Origin of the sequence: Massilia polaris (assembly GCF_012927275.1) — a bacterium.
GTDB lineage: Bacteria > Pseudomonadota > Gammaproteobacteria > Burkholderiales > Burkholderiaceae_D > Telluria_A > Telluria_A polaris.
Window position 1 is genome coordinate 274237 of sequence record NZ_JABBGG010000003.1, and the last position, 15775, is coordinate 290011.

Below are 15775 nucleotides of genomic sequence, written 5' to 3' on the forward strand. Positions count from 1 at the left end.
TTCACAGGGCGACCGATGACAGCACCGTCAACACACACCTCCGGCAGCCAGGCCGAGCGTTCGCTGGCCGAGCCTGGTCTGGCCGAGCCTGACCTGGCCGGACGCAATGGCGACCTGGCGGAGCTGCTTGGCCACCTGACGACCTGCTGGGATGACGAGCGCCGCCTGCTGGCGCGCAAGCTGCACGACAACCTTGGCTCGTCGATGACGGCGCTGACGATGCACCTGGCGCTGCTGGCGCAGCAGCTGCCGGCCGAGAAGGCGCTGCAGGACCGCGCCGCCCAGATGAAGCAGCTGCTGGCCGACATCATCAACACCAACCGCGACATGCAGCTGGCCCTGTGGAACGACAAGCTGGAGTTCCTCGGCATCAAGGCCGCACTGCGCGAGCTGGTCGCCGAATTCAACGCCGCACAGGGCATCGCCGCGCGTATCAGCCTGCCCGACGAAGACCCGAGCTATACCCGTGAACAAGGGGTCGCGCTGCTGCGCTGCGTCGAGGAAGGGCTGCGCAATATCGCCGCCCACGCCGGCGCGACCGAAGTCGATGTGATTTTGGATGACAACGGCGAGGAAGTGATGCTGACCGTGCGCGACAACGGCGTCGGCCCGGGCGCCGCCGACCGCGCCGGGGCGGCCGGCTGCCACGGCCTGCGCCTGCTGCGTGAACGCGCCGCCTGGCTCGGCGGCGAGCTGCGCCTGGCCGCCGCCGAAGGCAAGGGTTCGCTGCTCACCGTGGTCCTGCCGAAGCAGGTCGCGCCACTCAGTGGAGCTTCACCAGCGGCGTCGAGCGTTTGATCAGGAAGCGCGCCAGCGCCAGCACGCCGGTTCGCATCGCCCCCAGGATGGCGCGGTGATGCAGCAGGTGCAGGCTGACATACATGGTCCGGGCGAACAAGCCTTCGACGAACCAGCTCAATCCCTTTAACGATCCCATCAGGCTGCCCACCGTCGTGGTCTGGCCGAACGACACCAGCGAACCATAATCCCGGTACAGGTAAGGCTTGCCGCGCGGCGCCTTGCCGGCCGCGGCGCGCGCGAAGCTATCGAGCAGGAAGTCGGCCTGCTGGTGCGCGGCCTGGGCGCGCGGCGGCACCGGCTTGCCGGCGCCATCGACGCAGGCGGCGCAATCGCCCATCGCATACACGCCCGCCACGCCGCGCACCGCCAGGTACTCGTCGACCTCGATCTGGCCGCCCTTGTTGACCGGCAGGCCCAGCGTGGACAGGAACTCCGGCGCGCGGATGCCGGCCGCCCACACGCACAGGTCGGCCGGATAGGTGTTGCCTTCCTTGTCGGTGACCTTGCCGGCATCGATCGCGGTAACCCGGCAGTCGGTGACGACCCCGATGCCGCGCTCGCCCAGCAGCCGGTGGGCCGCGGCCGACACCCGTTCGGGCAGCGGCGCCAGGATGCGCGGCGCGCCTTCGAGCAAGGTGATGCGCACATCGCGGCCCGGCTGCAGGTGCTGGAAGCCGTACGACGCGTACACCCAGCTGGCCTCGCGCAGTTCGGCCGCCAGCTCGACGCCGGTGGCGCCGCCGCCGATGATCACGACATCGAGGCCGCCGGGGCGGTCGTCCGCTATTTGGTGTTCGGTGACGGCCAGCAGCTTGAGCAGGGTCAGGCGGAAACGCTCGGCGTCTTCGGTGGCATTCAGGGAGATGGTGTGTTCGTTGGCGCCGGGCACCCCGAAGTAATTCGAGACGCTGCCGACCGCGACGACCAGCTGCGCATAGCTGACCGCGCGCTCGGGAAGGACCTGCTCGCCGGCCAGCGTGGCGATCGGGCCGACCTTGATGGTTTTTTCCGATGCGTCCAGCCCGGTCATGGCGCCGTACAGGAAAGTGAAGCCGTTGTCGTGCGCCAGCATCTGGTACGACAGGCCTTCCTGGTGCACGTCGAGCGTGCCGGCCGCCACCTCATGCAGCGAGGGCTTCCAGATGTGAAACAGGCGGCTGTCGACCAGCATCACCTTCGAAGGGCCCAGCTTGCGCCCCAGCTTGCAGGCCAGCTCAAGTCCGCCGGCCCCACCGCCCACGATCACGATTTCGCCCCGCAAGTGCTTCTCCCGGTTGTAAATTTAACACCAGTCTAGCATGCGTGACGGTTGTGCTGCGTGAGGGTCAGTGCTTGTCCTTGCCGTGGTGCTTGTCCTTGCCGTGGTGCTTGTCCTTGCCATGGCCGTTGTCGTGGTCGCGGCCATGGTCGTCACGGTCGCGGCGGCCGTCGCCACGGTGGGACTCGCGGTACACCACGGTTTCGCGTACGCGCGGTGCGTAGCTGTTGGCGTACCAGTCGTCGCGCACGAACAGCACGCGCTGGCCGCAGGCGTCATATTTGCGGCAGTGCTTCGCCCAGTTCTTGCGGTGGCCTGGCGGCACGCGCAGGTAGACCGGGTCGGCGCGGTAGCGCGCTTCGCGTTCGATGATCACGGGCTGGGTGACATACACGCGGGGACGAAGGTCGACGCTGTCGATGCGTCCGTAGAAGCCCGGATCGCCGATGCTGATGTTGACGTCGATCTGGGCCAGTGCCGGTACGGCGGCCGCGCACAGGGTGGCGGCGATGAGCAGTTTTTTCATGATTGCCTCTAGTTCTCAATGGTCGGCCGGGCACATGCCCGATCCATGCATTGAAGTTTAGCAGAAGCAACATTTAGAACTGTGCGCCAGCGCACCCCCGTAACAACAGTTACACATGTCCCGGATCAGTCGCGGTCACGTCCGTGGCCGCGGCCATGGCCCTTGTCGTGGTGCTTGTCATGGTGCTTGCCCTTGCCGTGATCGCGGTCGTTGCGGTCATGGCGGTCGTCGCGGTCACGGCGGCCGTGGTGGTGGTCGCGGTCGCGGTACACCACTTTCTGCACTACATAAGGCCGCGGCGCATCGCGGTAGACCACGTGTTCGACGACCGGACGCGGACGGTCGCGGTAGACCTTGCGCACACGCGGGGCATAGGTGTCGGAATACCAGTCATCGCGCACGAACAGCACCGGCACGCCGCAGGCGTCATAACGGTTGCACCACTGGCGCCAGTGCCGGCGGTGCTTCAGCGGTGCGCGCACGTAGACCGGCTCCTGGTGGTAGCGCACGCGCTCGATGATGACCGGCTGGTGGATGTACACCGGCGGTGGCGCGTAGCCGCGGTTGTCGATCATGCCGAAGAAGCCAGGGTCGCCGATGTTGATGCTGACGCGGGTTTCGGCGAAGGCCGGAGCGGCGGCTGCAGCCAACAGTGCTGCGCCAATCAGGAATTTCTTCATATGTCCTCCTTGTGGAAGGCGGGAAGCCGCCAGTTATTTGAAGCGATATTACCCGATCAAAAACTGGTTCCCGTGCGGCCTTACACCTTCGTAACAAGACTTACATATTCTTGAACAATGTCATGAATGGCTGACTGACCGACAATGTTTCCGGCCGTGTGCGCAGTTTGACGATGCCGCGGCCCGACTCGTCGCGCGCCACCGAAGCGATCGCCTTCAGGTTGACGATGGTCGAGCGGTGGATCTGCTTGAAGATGTTCGGGTCCAGCACGTCGAGCAGCTCGCGGATGGGTTTGCGCAGCAGCGACTCGCCCTGCTGCGTCATCACCACCGTGTACTTGCTGTCGGACTGGAAGTAGGCGACGTCGTCGACCATGATCAGGCGCGTCTCGGCGCCGGAACTGGCGGTCAGCCACACCAGCGGCGGCTGGCGCGATGCGGCCGGCAGCGCGCGGCCCAGTTGTTCCAGCAAGGCCGCCAGCTGGGCCGGATCGGCGCCGGCCGGGGCGCGCTGCTTCAGGCGCGCCACCGTGGCCAGCAGGCGCTCGCGCGCCACCGGCTTGAGCAGGTAGTCGACCGCACCGCGCTCGAACGCGTCGACCGCGTACTGGTCATAGGCGGTGACGAACACCACCCGGGTATGCGGGCTGGCTTCGGCCAGCGCCGTGGCAACCTCCAGCCCGGTCAGGCCCGGCATGCGGATGTCGAGGAAGGCGACCTCCGGCTGGTGCGCCGCGATCGCTTCGAGCGCCGAGCCGCCATCCTCGCAGGCCGCCACCACCTCGAGCTCGGGCCAGGCCTCGGCCAGCATTCCGAGCAGGGATTCGCGCAGCAAGGCTTCGTCTTCGGCCACCACGCACTTAGTCATGTCCGTCTCCGGCGATGGCTGGGTAAGGAACGGTGATCGTCGCCGCCACGCCGCTTGGAAAATTCGCCACGATCGCGAACGACGCGGCGTTGCCGTAGGCCAGGCGCAGGCGCTCGCGCACATTGCGCAAGCCGATGCCGGTGCCGCCGCCCTCGGCCGAGAAGCCGCGGCCATCGTCGGCCACCGTCACCGCCACGCCCTGCTCCACCGCGCGCGCCAGGATCCACACGGTGCCGCCGCCCGGCTTCGGCTCGAGGCCGTGCTTGATCGCGTTCTCCACCAGGGTCTGCAGCATCATGGTCGGGAACGGCACCGCCAGCAGCGGCTCGGGAATATCGATCGACAGGCTCAGGCTGGGACCCATGCGGATCTTCAGGATGTCGAGGTAAGCGCGGGCGCGCGCCAGCTCCTCGCCGAGGGTCGACGGCAGGTCCTCGGTGCGCGGCATCGACTGGCGCAGGTACATGATCAGGTTGCCGAGCATCTGGTCGGCCCGGGCCGGATCGCTGCGGGTCAGGATCTGGGCGCTGGCCAGGGTGTTGTACAGGAAGTGCGGCTCGACCTGGGCGTGCAGCAGGCTCAGTTTGGCGACGGTCAGCTCCTTCTCGGTGACGGTCTCGCGCACCGACACCTGCTCCATGCGGCGGCGCTCGGCGACACGGCGCGAGATCGCGCGGCTGATCGCCTCGGCGGTCTCTAAATTGGTACCGAAGTCGACCAGGAACCAGTCGGTCCAGGCGAGGCGCTGCGGCTCGCAGATCACGGTGACGCTGCCGGCGTCGCCGTTGGGCGTGACCGTCACCAGCACCTGGTTGATACGGGCGCGCAGATCCCAAGGATCGGAGCGTTTCAGTTTGGCGCGCACCTGCAGGCTGTCGCGGGCGCTCTCGATATCCTCGACGCCGGGCAGTTCGCGGATCGCCGCCTCGACCATGTCGAACGCCGCGCCAGCTTCGAACGGCACCTCGATCTGGCGGCGCTGGCGGTTGGCAAGGGTGGCGCTATTGACGCTGCCGGCGATCAGGCGTACCCGGCGAAGGTGCGAAAACGCGCTGTTAAAGATCACGAACAGCAGCACCAGCGCAAGGGTAAAGAAGAAGCCGCCGCGCGAATCGTCGGCATCGCCGAGGAAGGCCTCGTTGATGAAGATAACGATCGCCAGGTACGACGCCATCCACACGATCGCCAGGCGGAGAATAAAGAAGGTATTGGTCATGATGGGTTTCCAGGTTCTGATTGGCCTGACTACAGGTTAGCAAAGGTACCTTGAGCAACGCTGGCCTAAGCGACGAAACCCAGAAAGCGGCGACGAAACCCCGAAAGTTGCGCGAATCGGGGACAGGCCACGATTTTGGAAGCTTCCAGAATGGTGTTCTGTCCCCGATTTCGGAACATTACCCTACCGCATTTAGCGCTGGGAGGCGATCCATTCGTCGATCAGCTTGGCGAGCACGTCCATCGGCACCGAGCCGGAACGCAGGACGACGTCGTGGAAGCCGGGCAGCGAGAATTTCGGGCCGAGTTCGGCCTTGGCCTTGTCGCGCAGCTCGAGGATGCGCAGCATGCCGAGCATGTAGGCGTTGGCCTGCCCCGGCCAGACGATGTAGCGCTCGACTTCCGATGGCTTCAGGCCGTAGTCGATCGCTTGCTGGCGCGTCCAGCCCTTGCTGTGCAGCCCGGTGTCGACCACCAGCCGGCGCGCGCGGAACAGCTCTGAACCCAGCGCGCCCAGCAGCCCGGGGATGTCGCCTTCGTACCAGCCCTCTTCCACCGCCAGCCGCTCGGTATACAGCGCCCAGCCTTCCGAGTGCGCGCTGCCGCCGCCAAAGATGCGCATGGTGCGGAACTTCGGCAGGCCTTGCAGTTCCTGCTGGATCGCCAGCTGGAAGTGGTGGCCAGGGACGGCTTCGTGATAAGCCAGGCTGCGCATGCGGATCATGTCGTACACCGGCCCGCGCAGCGGTACCCAGAAGATGCCCGGACGGCTGCCATCCGGTGCCGGCAGGCTGTAGTGCGCCGAGGCGCTGCCTTCGGTCAGCGGCGGCTCGCGCCGCACGTCGACCGGCGACTTCGGCATCAGGTTGAACAGCTTGGTGGAGCGCTGTTCGGCGTCGCGCACCATCGCGTTGTAGCGCTTGATGATTTCCGGGCGCGGGTCAGGCTCGGCCGGCAGCTGGAAGGTCTTGTCGAGCGCGCGCATGCGTTCTTCGATGCTGCCTTCGGCGAAGCCCAGCGTGCGCAGGTGCTTGTCCATCTGGCCTTCGAGGCGCGCCACTTCGCGCAGGCCGATCTGGTGGATCTCGGCCGCCTGCAGTGTGGTGCCGGTGAAATTGGCCAGGGCCTGGCTGTACGCCGCCGCGCCATTCGGCAGGCGGTCGATGCCGGCGGCGTCGCCGGTCTTCGGATGGACCTGGGCGAGGAAGCCGCGCGTGCGTTCATAGGCCGGACGGATCTTGCCGGCGACGATGGCGGTCGCGCTGGCGATCGCCGCCGCGCGTGCCGGCGGCGTCAGGTCCGCCAGCTTTGCGCTGCGCTCGGCCAGCGAGGTGACCAGCACGTTCTGCCCGGGCGCCGGCGTGAGGAAGGCGTCGACCTGCCCTTGCGCGCGCTCGAGGATGAAGCGCGGCGGTGTCAAGCTGCGCTCGGCGGCGCTGCGCGCGCGGGCGGTGGCTTCGTCCAGCCGGGCGCCGACCTGGTCCAGCCGCGCCAGGTAGCTGTCGACGTCGGCGGCGTTGCGGACCGGGTGGGTCTCGGTCATGAAGGTGACCAGCGAGATGTGCGCGCCGCTGAACTGCGAGAACACGAAGGCGTGGTCTTCGAAAGGCTCGTTGGCGACCGTGTTGGCCAGCGACCAGCGCATGGTCTGGGCCGAAATGCGCTGGTTGGCGTCGAGCTTGCCCGCCAGGAAACGGTCGAGGCGGGTAATGCCGTTGCGCGCCATCACCAGGTACTTCTGGCGATGCGCCTTTGTCTGCGGGGCCAGCTGGCGGTCCAGCGCCTGCTGCTCGGCGCCGCTGAAGTATTGCGACCCGGTGGCGCGTTCGGGCGACAGCCGCACCCAGTCGGCCGAGAACTTGTCGGCCCAGGTGTCGAAGGCCGCGTTGCGCTGCTCGGCGCCGGCTGCTGCGACGGTGGCCGGGGCGGCGACCGGCGCAGGCTGGGCCAGCGCGCCGGAGGCGAACAGGAATGGGGTGAGAAGCGCGAGGGTAATCTTCGAGGCGCGACGATAATCAACTGGCATGCAAGGTCTCCGTATTCGTGAATGGCAGGCGCTGCGCGCTCTTGCCGCGTGAGAATCTATCACGGATCAATGCTGCAAACCAGAACGATATGGCCGCATTGCATAGTGTAAAGACGCCAGCCGCCGCGCCGCATTTACCAAAAAGGCACTATGATGGCGTTGTAAAGGGGGAGCCCAATGAACTTTCGCCTCAAGGCTATCGCCGCCCTCGCCTGTCTGTTGTCCCTTGCCGCGTGCAAGGACAGGCATGAACCGCTTAAGCCGACCGTAATCACACCGCATTTCGCCATCGCCTGGCACGCCTGACGCCGGCACCGGCGGCCGGGGCCTTCGCACCCGCCGGCAGCCGGCCAGAGCCCGTTCGCCCTGCGCTCGGCCTATCCTCAACGTCTGCGATTTCATCATTATGGCTGGCGGCCAGGCATAACAAGGTAAACTGTCGCCCTGTTTCCCATTGCTGCAAGGTACCCCCACATGTCGTTTGCTTCGCTCGGTCTGATCGACCCACTGCTGCGCACCCTCGAAACGCTGGACTACAAGACGCCGACCCCGGTGCAGACCCAGGCCATTCCCGCCGTGCTGGCCGGGCGCGACGTCATGGCCGCGGCGCAGACCGGCACCGGCAAGACCGCCGGCTTCGCGCTGCCGCTGCTGCAGCGCCTGACGATGGAAGGCCCGCAGGTGGGCAGCAACTGCGTGCGCGCGCTGGTGCTGGTGCCGACCCGCGAACTGGCCGAGCAGGTCCACGAAAGCTTCCGCGCCTACGGCGCCAGCCTGCCGCTGCGCACGATGGTTGCCTACGGCGGCGTCAGCATCAATCCGCAGATGATGAAGCTGCGCAAAGGCGTCGACGTGATGGTCGCCACGCCCGGCCGCCTGCTCGACCTGCACAGCCAGAACGCCGTCAAATTCAATGAGCTGATCACGCTGGTGCTGGATGAAGCCGACCGCATGCTCGACCTGGGCTTTTCGCGCGAACTCGACGCCATCTTCATGGCCTTGCCGAAGAAGCGCCAGACCTTGCTGTTCTCGGCCACCTTCTCGGACCCGATCCGCACCATGGCCGGCAAGCTGTTGAACGATCCGGTCTCGCTCGAAGCCTCGCCGCGCAACACCACGGTCACGAAGATCCGCCAGTGGGCGGTACCGTGCGATAAGAAGCGCAAGCCGGAACTGTTCCTGCACCTGCTGAAGAAGAACCGCTGGGGCCAGGTGCTGGTCTTCGTCAAGACCCGCCACGGCGTCGAGGAGCTGGTCACGCAGCTGGCCGCGGGCGGCATTGCCGCCGACTCGATCCATGGCGACAAGCCGCAGCCTGCACGCCTGCGCGCGCTCGACCGCTTCAAGGCCGGCGACGTGAAGATCCTGGTCGCCACCGATGTCGCCGCGCGCGGCCTCGATATCGACGACCTGCCGCACGTGGTCAACTTCGACCTGCCGATCGTGGCCGAAGACTACATCCACCGCACTGGCCGAACGGGCCGCGCGGGCGCGTCGGGCGAAGCGGTGTCGCTGGTGTGCGCCGACGAGGTGCGCCAGCTGGCCGCGATCGAGACACTGACCAGGCAAACGCTGGAGCGCATCGAGGAACCGGGCTTCGAGCCGGACCACCGGGTGCCGGTCACCAACGCCGCCGGCGACGTGGTGAAAAAGCCGAAGAAACCGAAGAAGCGCAAAGACCAGGCGATCGTTACCGAAGACGTCCGCTTCAGGCCGCGCTCCTGATATCATTCATGCATTGCCTGCGAGGGCATGCGATGAAGGGCGTGACATGGCGTCGATTCCCGGACACACAGGCCTGAGCAGCTCCGAAGCGGCCGAGCGGCTGCAGCGCAGCGGTCCGAACGCCCTGCCCGGCGGCGCCCGCCGCACCTGGCGCCATATCGCGCTCGACGCCGCGCGCGAACCGATGTTCCTGCTGCTGGTGGGCGGCGGCCTGCTCTATCTGGTCCTCGGCGACCTGCTCGAGGGCGCATTCCTGTTTGCCATGGTGCTGGTCACGATCGGCATGACGCTCTACCAGGAAGGCAAGACCGAGCGCGCGCTCGACGCCCTGCGCGACCTCGGAAGCCCGCGCGCGCTGGTGCTGCGCGACGGCGCCCCGGTCCACATCGACAGCCGCGGCGTGGTGCCCGGCGACGTGCTGGTGCTGTCCGAAGGCGACCGGGTACCGGCCGACGGCGTGCTGTTCGAAGGCGCCGAAGTGCAGGCCGACGAATCGCTGCTGACAGGCGAGTCGGCGGCGGTGTCGAAGCGGCCGGGCACGGCGCCGGACCCGTTGCCGCGCCCCGGCGGCGACGACACCCCCCTGCTCTATTCCGGCACGCTGCTGGTTCACGGCCACGGCCTGGTGCTGGTCACGGCCACCGGCGCGGCGGCCGAAATCGGCCGCATCGGCCAGGCACTGGCGCAGATCGCTCCGGAGCGCTCGCCGCTGCAGAAGCAGACCGCGCGCCTGGTCGCCATCTTCGCCGCGGTGGGGGCGGCCATGAGCCTGCTGCTGGTGCTGTTGTACGGACTGCGCAGCGGCGACTGGCTGGAGTCGCTGCTGGCCGGCATCGCGCTGGCGATGTCGATGCTGCCGGAAGAATTCCCGGTGGTGCTGACCGTCTTCCCCGCCCTTGGCGCGTGGCGGCTGGCGCGCGCCAATGTGCTAACGCGCCGCCTCGCGGCGATCGAAACGCTGGGCGCGACCTCGGTGCTGTGCGTCGACAAGACCGGCACCCTGACAGAGAACCGGATGCGCGTGCACTCGCTGTTCGCCGACGGCGTGGTGCACGCGCTGGACGGCGCGCCGCTGCCCGGCCACCTGCATGAACTGGCGCGCCGCGCGGTGCTGGCCAGTGCGGCCGCACCGTTCGATCCGATGGAAAAAGCCCTGCACGAACTGGCGGTGGCGCCGATCCCCGGCCTGGCGCTGGCGCGCGAGTATCCGCTGTCGCCTGCGCTGCGCGCGATGACGCAGGCGTGGCGGCAGCCGGGCCAGGCCGGCTACATCGTCGCCGCCAAGGGCGCACCGGAAGCGATATTGTCGCTGTGCGCGCTCGACGGCGCCGCCGCCGACGCGGTGCGTGCCGCCACCGACCAGATGGCGCTCGGAGGCCTGCGGGTGCTTGGCGTGGCCAGCGCCGACTGGGCCGGCGAGCTGCCCGCCGCGCAGCACGGGTTCGCGTTTTCGTTTGTCGGGCTGGTCGCGCTGGCCGATCCGCTGCGCGCCGACATTCCCGATGCGGTGGCGGCGTGCCGCGCGGCCGGCGTGCGCATCGTGATGATCACCGGCGACTATCCAGCGACGGCAGCGGCGATCGCCGCCCAGGCCGGCATCGATACCGGCAAGGTGGTCAGCGGCGACACGCTCGACGGCATGGATGACGGCCAGCTGCGCGAGCACCTGCGCGGCGCCGGCGTGTGCGCCCGGATCGCGCCGGACCAGAAGCTGCGCATCGTGCAGGCCCTCAAGGAAGGCGGCGCGATCGTCGGCATGACCGGAGACGGCGTCAACGACGCCCCGGCACTGCGCGCCGCCCACGTCGGCATCGCAATGGGCAAGCGCGGCACCGACGTCGCGCGCGAAGCGGCCGCGCTGGTGCTGCTGGACGACCGTTTCAGCTCGATCGTGCAGGCGGTGCGCCTTGGCCGCCAGATTTTCCAGAACATGCAGAAGTCGATGAGCTATATCCTCGGCGTGCACGTGACGGTGGCCGGCATGGCGCTGGTGCCGGTGCTGCTCGGGTGGCCGGTGCTGCTGTACCCGATGCACATCGTCTTCCTTGAACTGATGATCGATCCGGCCTGCGCGCTGGCGTTCGAAAACGAGCCGGCCGAGGCGCGCATCATGACGACGCCGCCACGCGATCCGAAGGCGCCGCTGTTCGGCGGCTGGACGGTGACGTGGGCCGCACTGGTCGGGCTGGGCAGCCTGGTGGCGGTGCTGGCCGCGTATGGGTGGGCGGTCCGGCACATGCCCGAAGACCAGGCGCGCGCCTTCGGCTTCGCCGCGCTGGTGGCGGCCAACATCGCCCAGATCTTCGCCAACCGCTCGCATACGCGCAGTATGCTGCAGGGACTGCAAACCACCAACCGGCTGGTGTGGATCGTCGCCGGGGTGGCGCTCGCCATGCTGCTGGTGTCAATCTACCAACCGCTGCTGGCCGGCCTGTTCCGCTTCACCGCGCCAGCACCGGGCGACCTCGCCGCGGCCGTGGGAATCGGCCTTGCCAGCATTGTGTGGTTCGAAGCGCTCAAACTGTTGCGTAAGCCCCATACTGGTGCGGCAGCAGCGGGGTAGACTGCCCCGCATTGCGGTTCACGATCTATAATGACCAGCACTATCCTTACGGAAGTTTCCATGCCACAACCCCTTAGCTACGTTGCCGCACCGATCACCGTTGGCGCGCTGAAAGCCAGCTGCGCCGGGTGCAGCATGCACCAGCTATGCCTTCCGATGGGACTCGACGACGAGGACATCACCCGCCTCGACCAGATCATCGGCAAGCGCCGCCGGCTGGTGCGCGACGAGCGTCTTTACCAGATGGGTGAACCGTTCCGCAACCTGTACGCGATCCGTTTCGGGCATTTCAAGACCTATCAGGTCAACGCGGCGGGCGAACAGCAGATCACCGGCTTCCAGATGGCCGGCGAACTGCTCGGCATGGACGCGATCAGCGGCGACCATCATCAGTGCGATGCGGTGGCGCTGGAAGACAGCGAGGTGTGCGAGATCCCGTTCGCGCGGCTGGAAGAACTGTTTGGCCAGGTGCCTACGCTGCTGCGCCACTTCCACCGCATCATGAGCCAGGAAATCACGCGCGAACAAAACGTCATGCTCCTGCTCGGGAACATGCGCGCTGAGCAGCGCTTCGCGGTTTTCCTGATCAACCTGTCGGCCCGCTACGCGGCGCGCGGCTACTCGCCCACCAGCTTCCAGCTGCGCATGTCGCGCGAAGACATTGGCAACTACCTCGGCCTGACTATCGAAAGCGTCAGCCGCCTGCTGTCGCGCTTCAAGAAGCAAGGCTGGATCGCGGTCGACAAGCGCGAGGTCACCCTGCTCGAAGCAGCCCACCTGAAGGCGCTGGCCGCCGGCACCGAGGTGTGCAGCCCGATGAACTGAGCGAGTTGCCTCAGATCCGCGGGTTGTGATCGCCGGGCACGGCAACCAGGTAGCAGGTCAGCATGCTGGCGAGTGCACCCAGCGACCAGAACCCGAAGAAACCCGCCGTGTACACGGCCATGGGGCTCATCAGCCCGGCCCTGGGCAGCTGGCCCGGATCGAACACGGAAAAGAACAGGCCCTCGGCCAGCATCGCCGCGATAAACGACGGCCACAGCACCACCATCGACAGCTTCAGCATCCCCTTCCTCATTTCGCGGCCTCCAGGTCGGCGTGCAGATCCAGAGCGCGCTGCTGCGGCCATTGCCACGTTCCGGCCAGCCGCCAGTCGCCCTTCGGCCCTTCCACCACCACGCGCCAGCGCGCCTGCTCCAGCAGCGGCAGCGCTGCGCTGAAGCGCCCGCCGGGTCCCGGCACGGCTTCGATCACCATGTCCTTGTGCGGCTGGGTGGAGTGCGCGAGGCGGATGCGGAACGGCGTGGCCATCGGCTGGCCCAAGCTGGTCAGCGTTCCTTCCAGCGCACCGGCAGCCGGATCGTGGCGCGCCGAGAACGCCAGCTGCATGCTGCTTGCCACCTTGTCGCGCCGCAGGTCCTGGTTGATCGCCTTGCCCTTCTTGTAGTAGTCGTCCACGACGACGGCGTCTTCGCGGGTCACGGCAAGGTAGCCGGTGATGGCGCCGGCCACCAGTACCAGTGCGGGACCGAGCATCAGCAGCCACGGCCAGCGGTGCGTGTACCAGGGCCGGCGCGCGCCTGCCTGCTCGTTCGGGTTAAGCTTCATCGAATTCTCCTGGGGTTATTTCGGCACGAGGAACACGGCCTTTTCTTCGACACGCAGGGACGGGTCGTCGAGCGCTTCGATGGCGAACGCGATCGGGTTCGAACCCCGCTTGCCGGTGGCGTGGTCGATCCGCACCAGCACAGGCACTGCGCGCGTGGTGGCGCCATCGATGCGCGCTTCAGCAGGCGTTTCGAGCCGGATGGTGTCGATGCCCGATACCGAGATGCGGAAGGTATGCGCCTGTTCCGAGGTGTTCATCACCTGCAGGCGGTAGACATTCTCGATCATGCCGTCGTCGATTTCGCGCCCCATTGCGCCGCGGTCGCGGATCACGTCCAGCATCAAAGGCGTGCGCATGGCCAGCGTGGTAAAGAAGGCGATCACGATCAGCGCCAGCAAGCCGGTGTAGACCAGCACACGGGGGCGCAGCACCCGTGCCGTGATCTCGCGCGTGACCCAGCGCTTCTGCATCGCGTGTTCGGTCGAATAGCGGATCAGGCCAGGCGGCAGGCCGACCTTGTCCATCACCGAATTGCAGGCGTCCACGCACGCCGCGCAGCCGATGCACTCGTACTGCAGTCCGTTGCGGATGTCGATGCCGGCCGGGCACACCTGCACGCACATGCTGCAGTCGATGCAGTCGCCCTTCGCCCTGGCGCCGCGCGGCTCGCCGCGTGCGCTGTCGTAGGTGACGATCAGTGTGTCCTTGTCGAACATCGAGCTCTGGAAGCGCGCGTACGGGCACATGTACTTGCACACCTGCTCGCGCAGCCAGCCGGCGTTGCCGTAGGTGGCGAACGAATAGAACAGCACCCAAAAGGATTCCCATGGTCCCAGCGCGAATACTGCGATGGACCCGAGCAAGGTGTCGATCGGCGTGAAGTAGCCGACGAAGGTAATGCCGGTCCACAGCGCCAGCGCGCCCCATGCCAGGTGCTTGGCCGCCTTTTTCGCCACCTTCCCCGCCGTCCACGGCTGGCGGTCGAGCCGGATGCGGGCGCTGCGCGCGCCTTCGATTTTGCGCTCGATCCACATGAACACTTCGGTGTACACGGTCTGCGGACAGGCGAAGCCGCACCACACGCGCCCCGCCACTGCGGTCACCAGGAACAACAGGTAGGCGCTGATGATCAGGAGCGCGGCCAGGTAGATGAAGTCCTGAGGCCACAGCACCAGCCCGAAGATGTGGAACTTGCGCGCGCCGAGGTCGAACAGCACCGCCTGGCGGCCGTTCCATTGCAGCCATGGCAGGCCGTAGAACACCAGCTGCGTGATCCACACGCAGGCCCAGCGCAAGGCCGCATAGCGGCCCTTCGCTTCGCGCGGGTAGATTTCCTCGCGCGCCGCATACATCCGGATCACATGCTCGGCGGGTGCTGCGCCTTTCATTTTTGCGCCAGTTCAGACTTGTTTGCGCGCGCCGGGTTCGACAGGCTCCAGACATAGGCCGCCAGTACGTGCACCTTCGGTTCGCCGAGGAAGTCGTTAAAGGCCGGCATGCTGTTCGACCTGCCCTTGCGGATGGTTTCCACGATCGTCTCGGCACTGCCGCCGTACAGCCACACCTTGTCGGCCAGGTTCGGCGCGCCCAGCATCGGGTTGCCGGTACCGCCGGCGCCGTGGCAGGCGATGCAGGCTGAGAACTTGCCCTTGCCGAACGCCGTCTTGATCGGATCGGCCGTCGAACCGGACAGGCTCTTGACGTAGTGGGCGACGTTCTCGATGTCCTTCTCCGAGCCGACCGCCGCGCCCATCGGCGGCATGTGGCCGGCGCGGCCCTGCATGATGGTTGCCTTGATCACCGACGGCTCGCCCCCGTACAGCCAGTCGCCGTCGGTCAGGTTCGGAAAGCCCTTGGCGCCGCGCGCGTCCGAGCCGTGGCACTGGGCACAGTAAGTCAGGAACAGGCGTTCGCCGATGGCGTTGGCCTGCGGGTCGGCGGCCACCGCCACCAGGTCCTGGCTGGCGTACTTTGCAAACAGCGGGCCGTATTCGGCCTGCGCCAGTTTCAGCTCCTGCTTGTATTCGCCGCTGGACTGCCAGCCAAGCTTGCCGACGTTGCTTCCCAGGCCCGGATACAGCACCAGGTACACCAGCGCGAATACGATAGTGATGTAGAACAGCCACATCCACCAGCGCGGCATCGGCGTATTCAGCTCGGTCAGGTCGTCGTCCCATATGTGCCCGGTGGTGCCGACCGCTTCGTCCTTCGACCTGACCTTGTGGACCGACTGCGACCACAGCAGGATGCCGCAGCCGAGGATGGACAGGATCGTGATGAGCGAGATGTACAGGTCCCAGAACCCGCTGGTGAAATCAGCCATGGCCATTCTCCCGTGCGTGCATGTCGTCCGCTTCGGCGTCGGCAAACGGCAGCGCCGCCTGGGCGTCGAAGTCGCGGCCCCGGTTGAGGACAAAGGTCCACAGCAAAATGCCGAGGAAGGTGGTGAAGCTGATCACCGTCATTACGCTGCTTGCGCTGTCAAAAATCTGTTCGAGTGCCAT

15 protein-coding genes are annotated in these 15775 nt (G+C 66.9%); 4 read left to right on the forward strand and 11 right to left on the reverse strand.

All coding sequences use genetic code 11. The features are described 5' to 3' along the window. Positions 1-15 precede the first annotated feature (15 nt). Positions 16-798 carry a sensor histidine kinase gene (locus HHL21_RS07540; RefSeq protein ID WP_169464644.1) on the forward strand — a complete coding sequence of 261 codons (783 nt, stop codon included), beginning with the start codon at positions 16-18 and terminating at the stop codon, positions 796-798. Here HHL21_RS07540 and HHL21_RS07545 read toward each other — a convergent pair. From HHL21_RS07545 to HHL21_RS07570, 6 genes are all read right to left on the reverse strand, one after another. Further along, positions 764-2062, reverse strand: a complete 1299-nt coding sequence (locus tag HHL21_RS07545; protein ID WP_169464645.1) for an NAD(P)/FAD-dependent oxidoreductase — start codon at positions 2060-2062, stop codon at positions 764-766. The genes HHL21_RS07540 and HHL21_RS07545 overlap by 35 nt on opposite strands. Positions 2063-2126: 64 nt before the next feature. Then, complete coding sequence (locus HHL21_RS07550) at positions 2127-2585, reverse strand: hypothetical protein (RefSeq protein ID WP_169464646.1); 459 nt, start codon at positions 2583-2585, stop codon at positions 2127-2129. 125 nt (positions 2586-2710) lie between these two features. Then, positions 2711-3265, reverse strand: coding sequence for a hypothetical protein (locus tag HHL21_RS07555; RefSeq protein ID WP_169464647.1), 555 nt, complete (start codon positions 3263-3265; stop codon positions 2711-2713). 100 nt (positions 3266-3365) lie between these two features. Further along, positions 3366-4133, reverse strand: coding sequence for a LytR/AlgR family response regulator transcription factor (locus HHL21_RS07560; protein ID WP_169464648.1), 768 nt, complete (start codon positions 4131-4133; stop codon positions 3366-3368). Further along, complete coding sequence (locus tag HHL21_RS07565; RefSeq protein ID WP_169464649.1) at positions 4126-5349, reverse strand: sensor histidine kinase; 1224 nt, start codon at positions 5347-5349, stop codon at positions 4126-4128. Before HHL21_RS07565 ends, HHL21_RS07560 begins: the two co-directional genes overlap by 8 nt. Positions 5350-5541: 192 nt before the next feature. Further along, positions 5542-7374, reverse strand: a complete 1833-nt coding sequence (locus HHL21_RS07570) for a DUF885 domain-containing protein (protein ID WP_169464650.1) — start codon at positions 7372-7374, stop codon at positions 5542-5544. 474 nt (positions 7375-7848) lie between these two features. On the opposite strand from HHL21_RS07570, the gene rhlE1 reads away from it, so the two are divergent. Genes rhlE1 through fnr form a run of 3 tightly spaced genes read left to right on the forward strand, consistent with a single transcriptional unit; the run spans position 7849 to position 12487 of the window. After that, positions 7849-9099, forward strand: a complete 1251-nt coding sequence (gene rhlE1 / locus HHL21_RS07575) for an RNA helicase RhlE1 (protein ID WP_169464651.1) — start codon at positions 7849-7851, stop codon at positions 9097-9099. A gap of 46 nt (positions 9100-9145) precedes the next feature. Then, positions 9146-11662, forward strand: a complete 2517-nt coding sequence (locus HHL21_RS07580) for a cation-translocating P-type ATPase (RefSeq protein WP_169464652.1) — start codon at positions 9146-9148, stop codon at positions 11660-11662. Between the two features lie 60 nt (positions 11663-11722). After that, entirely contained in the window at positions 11723-12487 is a 765-nt protein-coding gene (gene fnr, locus HHL21_RS07585; protein ID WP_169464653.1) for a fumarate/nitrate reduction transcriptional regulator Fnr, read from the forward strand. Positions 12488-12497: 10 nt separating this feature from the next. Here fnr and HHL21_RS07590 read toward each other — a convergent pair whose 3' ends face one another. Genes HHL21_RS07590 through HHL21_RS07610 form a run of 5 tightly spaced genes read right to left on the reverse strand, consistent with a single transcriptional unit; the run spans position 12498 to position 15775 of the window. After that, on the reverse strand, positions 12498-12740 hold the full coding sequence (locus tag HHL21_RS07590; protein WP_206085651.1) for a hypothetical protein: 243 nt from the start codon (positions 12738-12740) through the stop codon (positions 12498-12500). Further along, the gene (locus HHL21_RS07595; RefSeq protein WP_169464654.1) at positions 12737-13270 is read right to left on the reverse strand and encodes a FixH family protein; all 534 of its coding nucleotides are present in this window, start codon (positions 13268-13270) and stop codon (positions 12737-12739) included. Before HHL21_RS07595 ends, HHL21_RS07590 begins: the two co-directional genes overlap by 4 nt. Positions 13271-13285: 15 nt before the next feature. Next, the gene (ccoG, locus tag HHL21_RS07600) at positions 13286-14659 is read right to left on the reverse strand and encodes a cytochrome c oxidase accessory protein CcoG (RefSeq protein WP_229496172.1); all 1374 of its coding nucleotides are present in this window, start codon (positions 14657-14659) and stop codon (positions 13286-13288) included. Further along, positions 14656-15594 carry a cytochrome-c oxidase, cbb3-type subunit III gene (gene ccoP, locus HHL21_RS07605; protein WP_169464655.1) on the reverse strand — a complete coding sequence of 313 codons (939 nt, stop codon included), beginning with the start codon at positions 15592-15594 and terminating at the stop codon, positions 14656-14658. Before ccoP ends, ccoG begins: the two co-directional genes overlap by 4 nt. Next, entirely contained in the window at positions 15587-15775 is a 189-nt protein-coding gene (locus HHL21_RS07610; protein WP_169464656.1) for a cbb3-type cytochrome oxidase subunit 3, read from the reverse strand. The genes ccoP and HHL21_RS07610 overlap by 8 nt, the downstream gene beginning before the upstream one ends.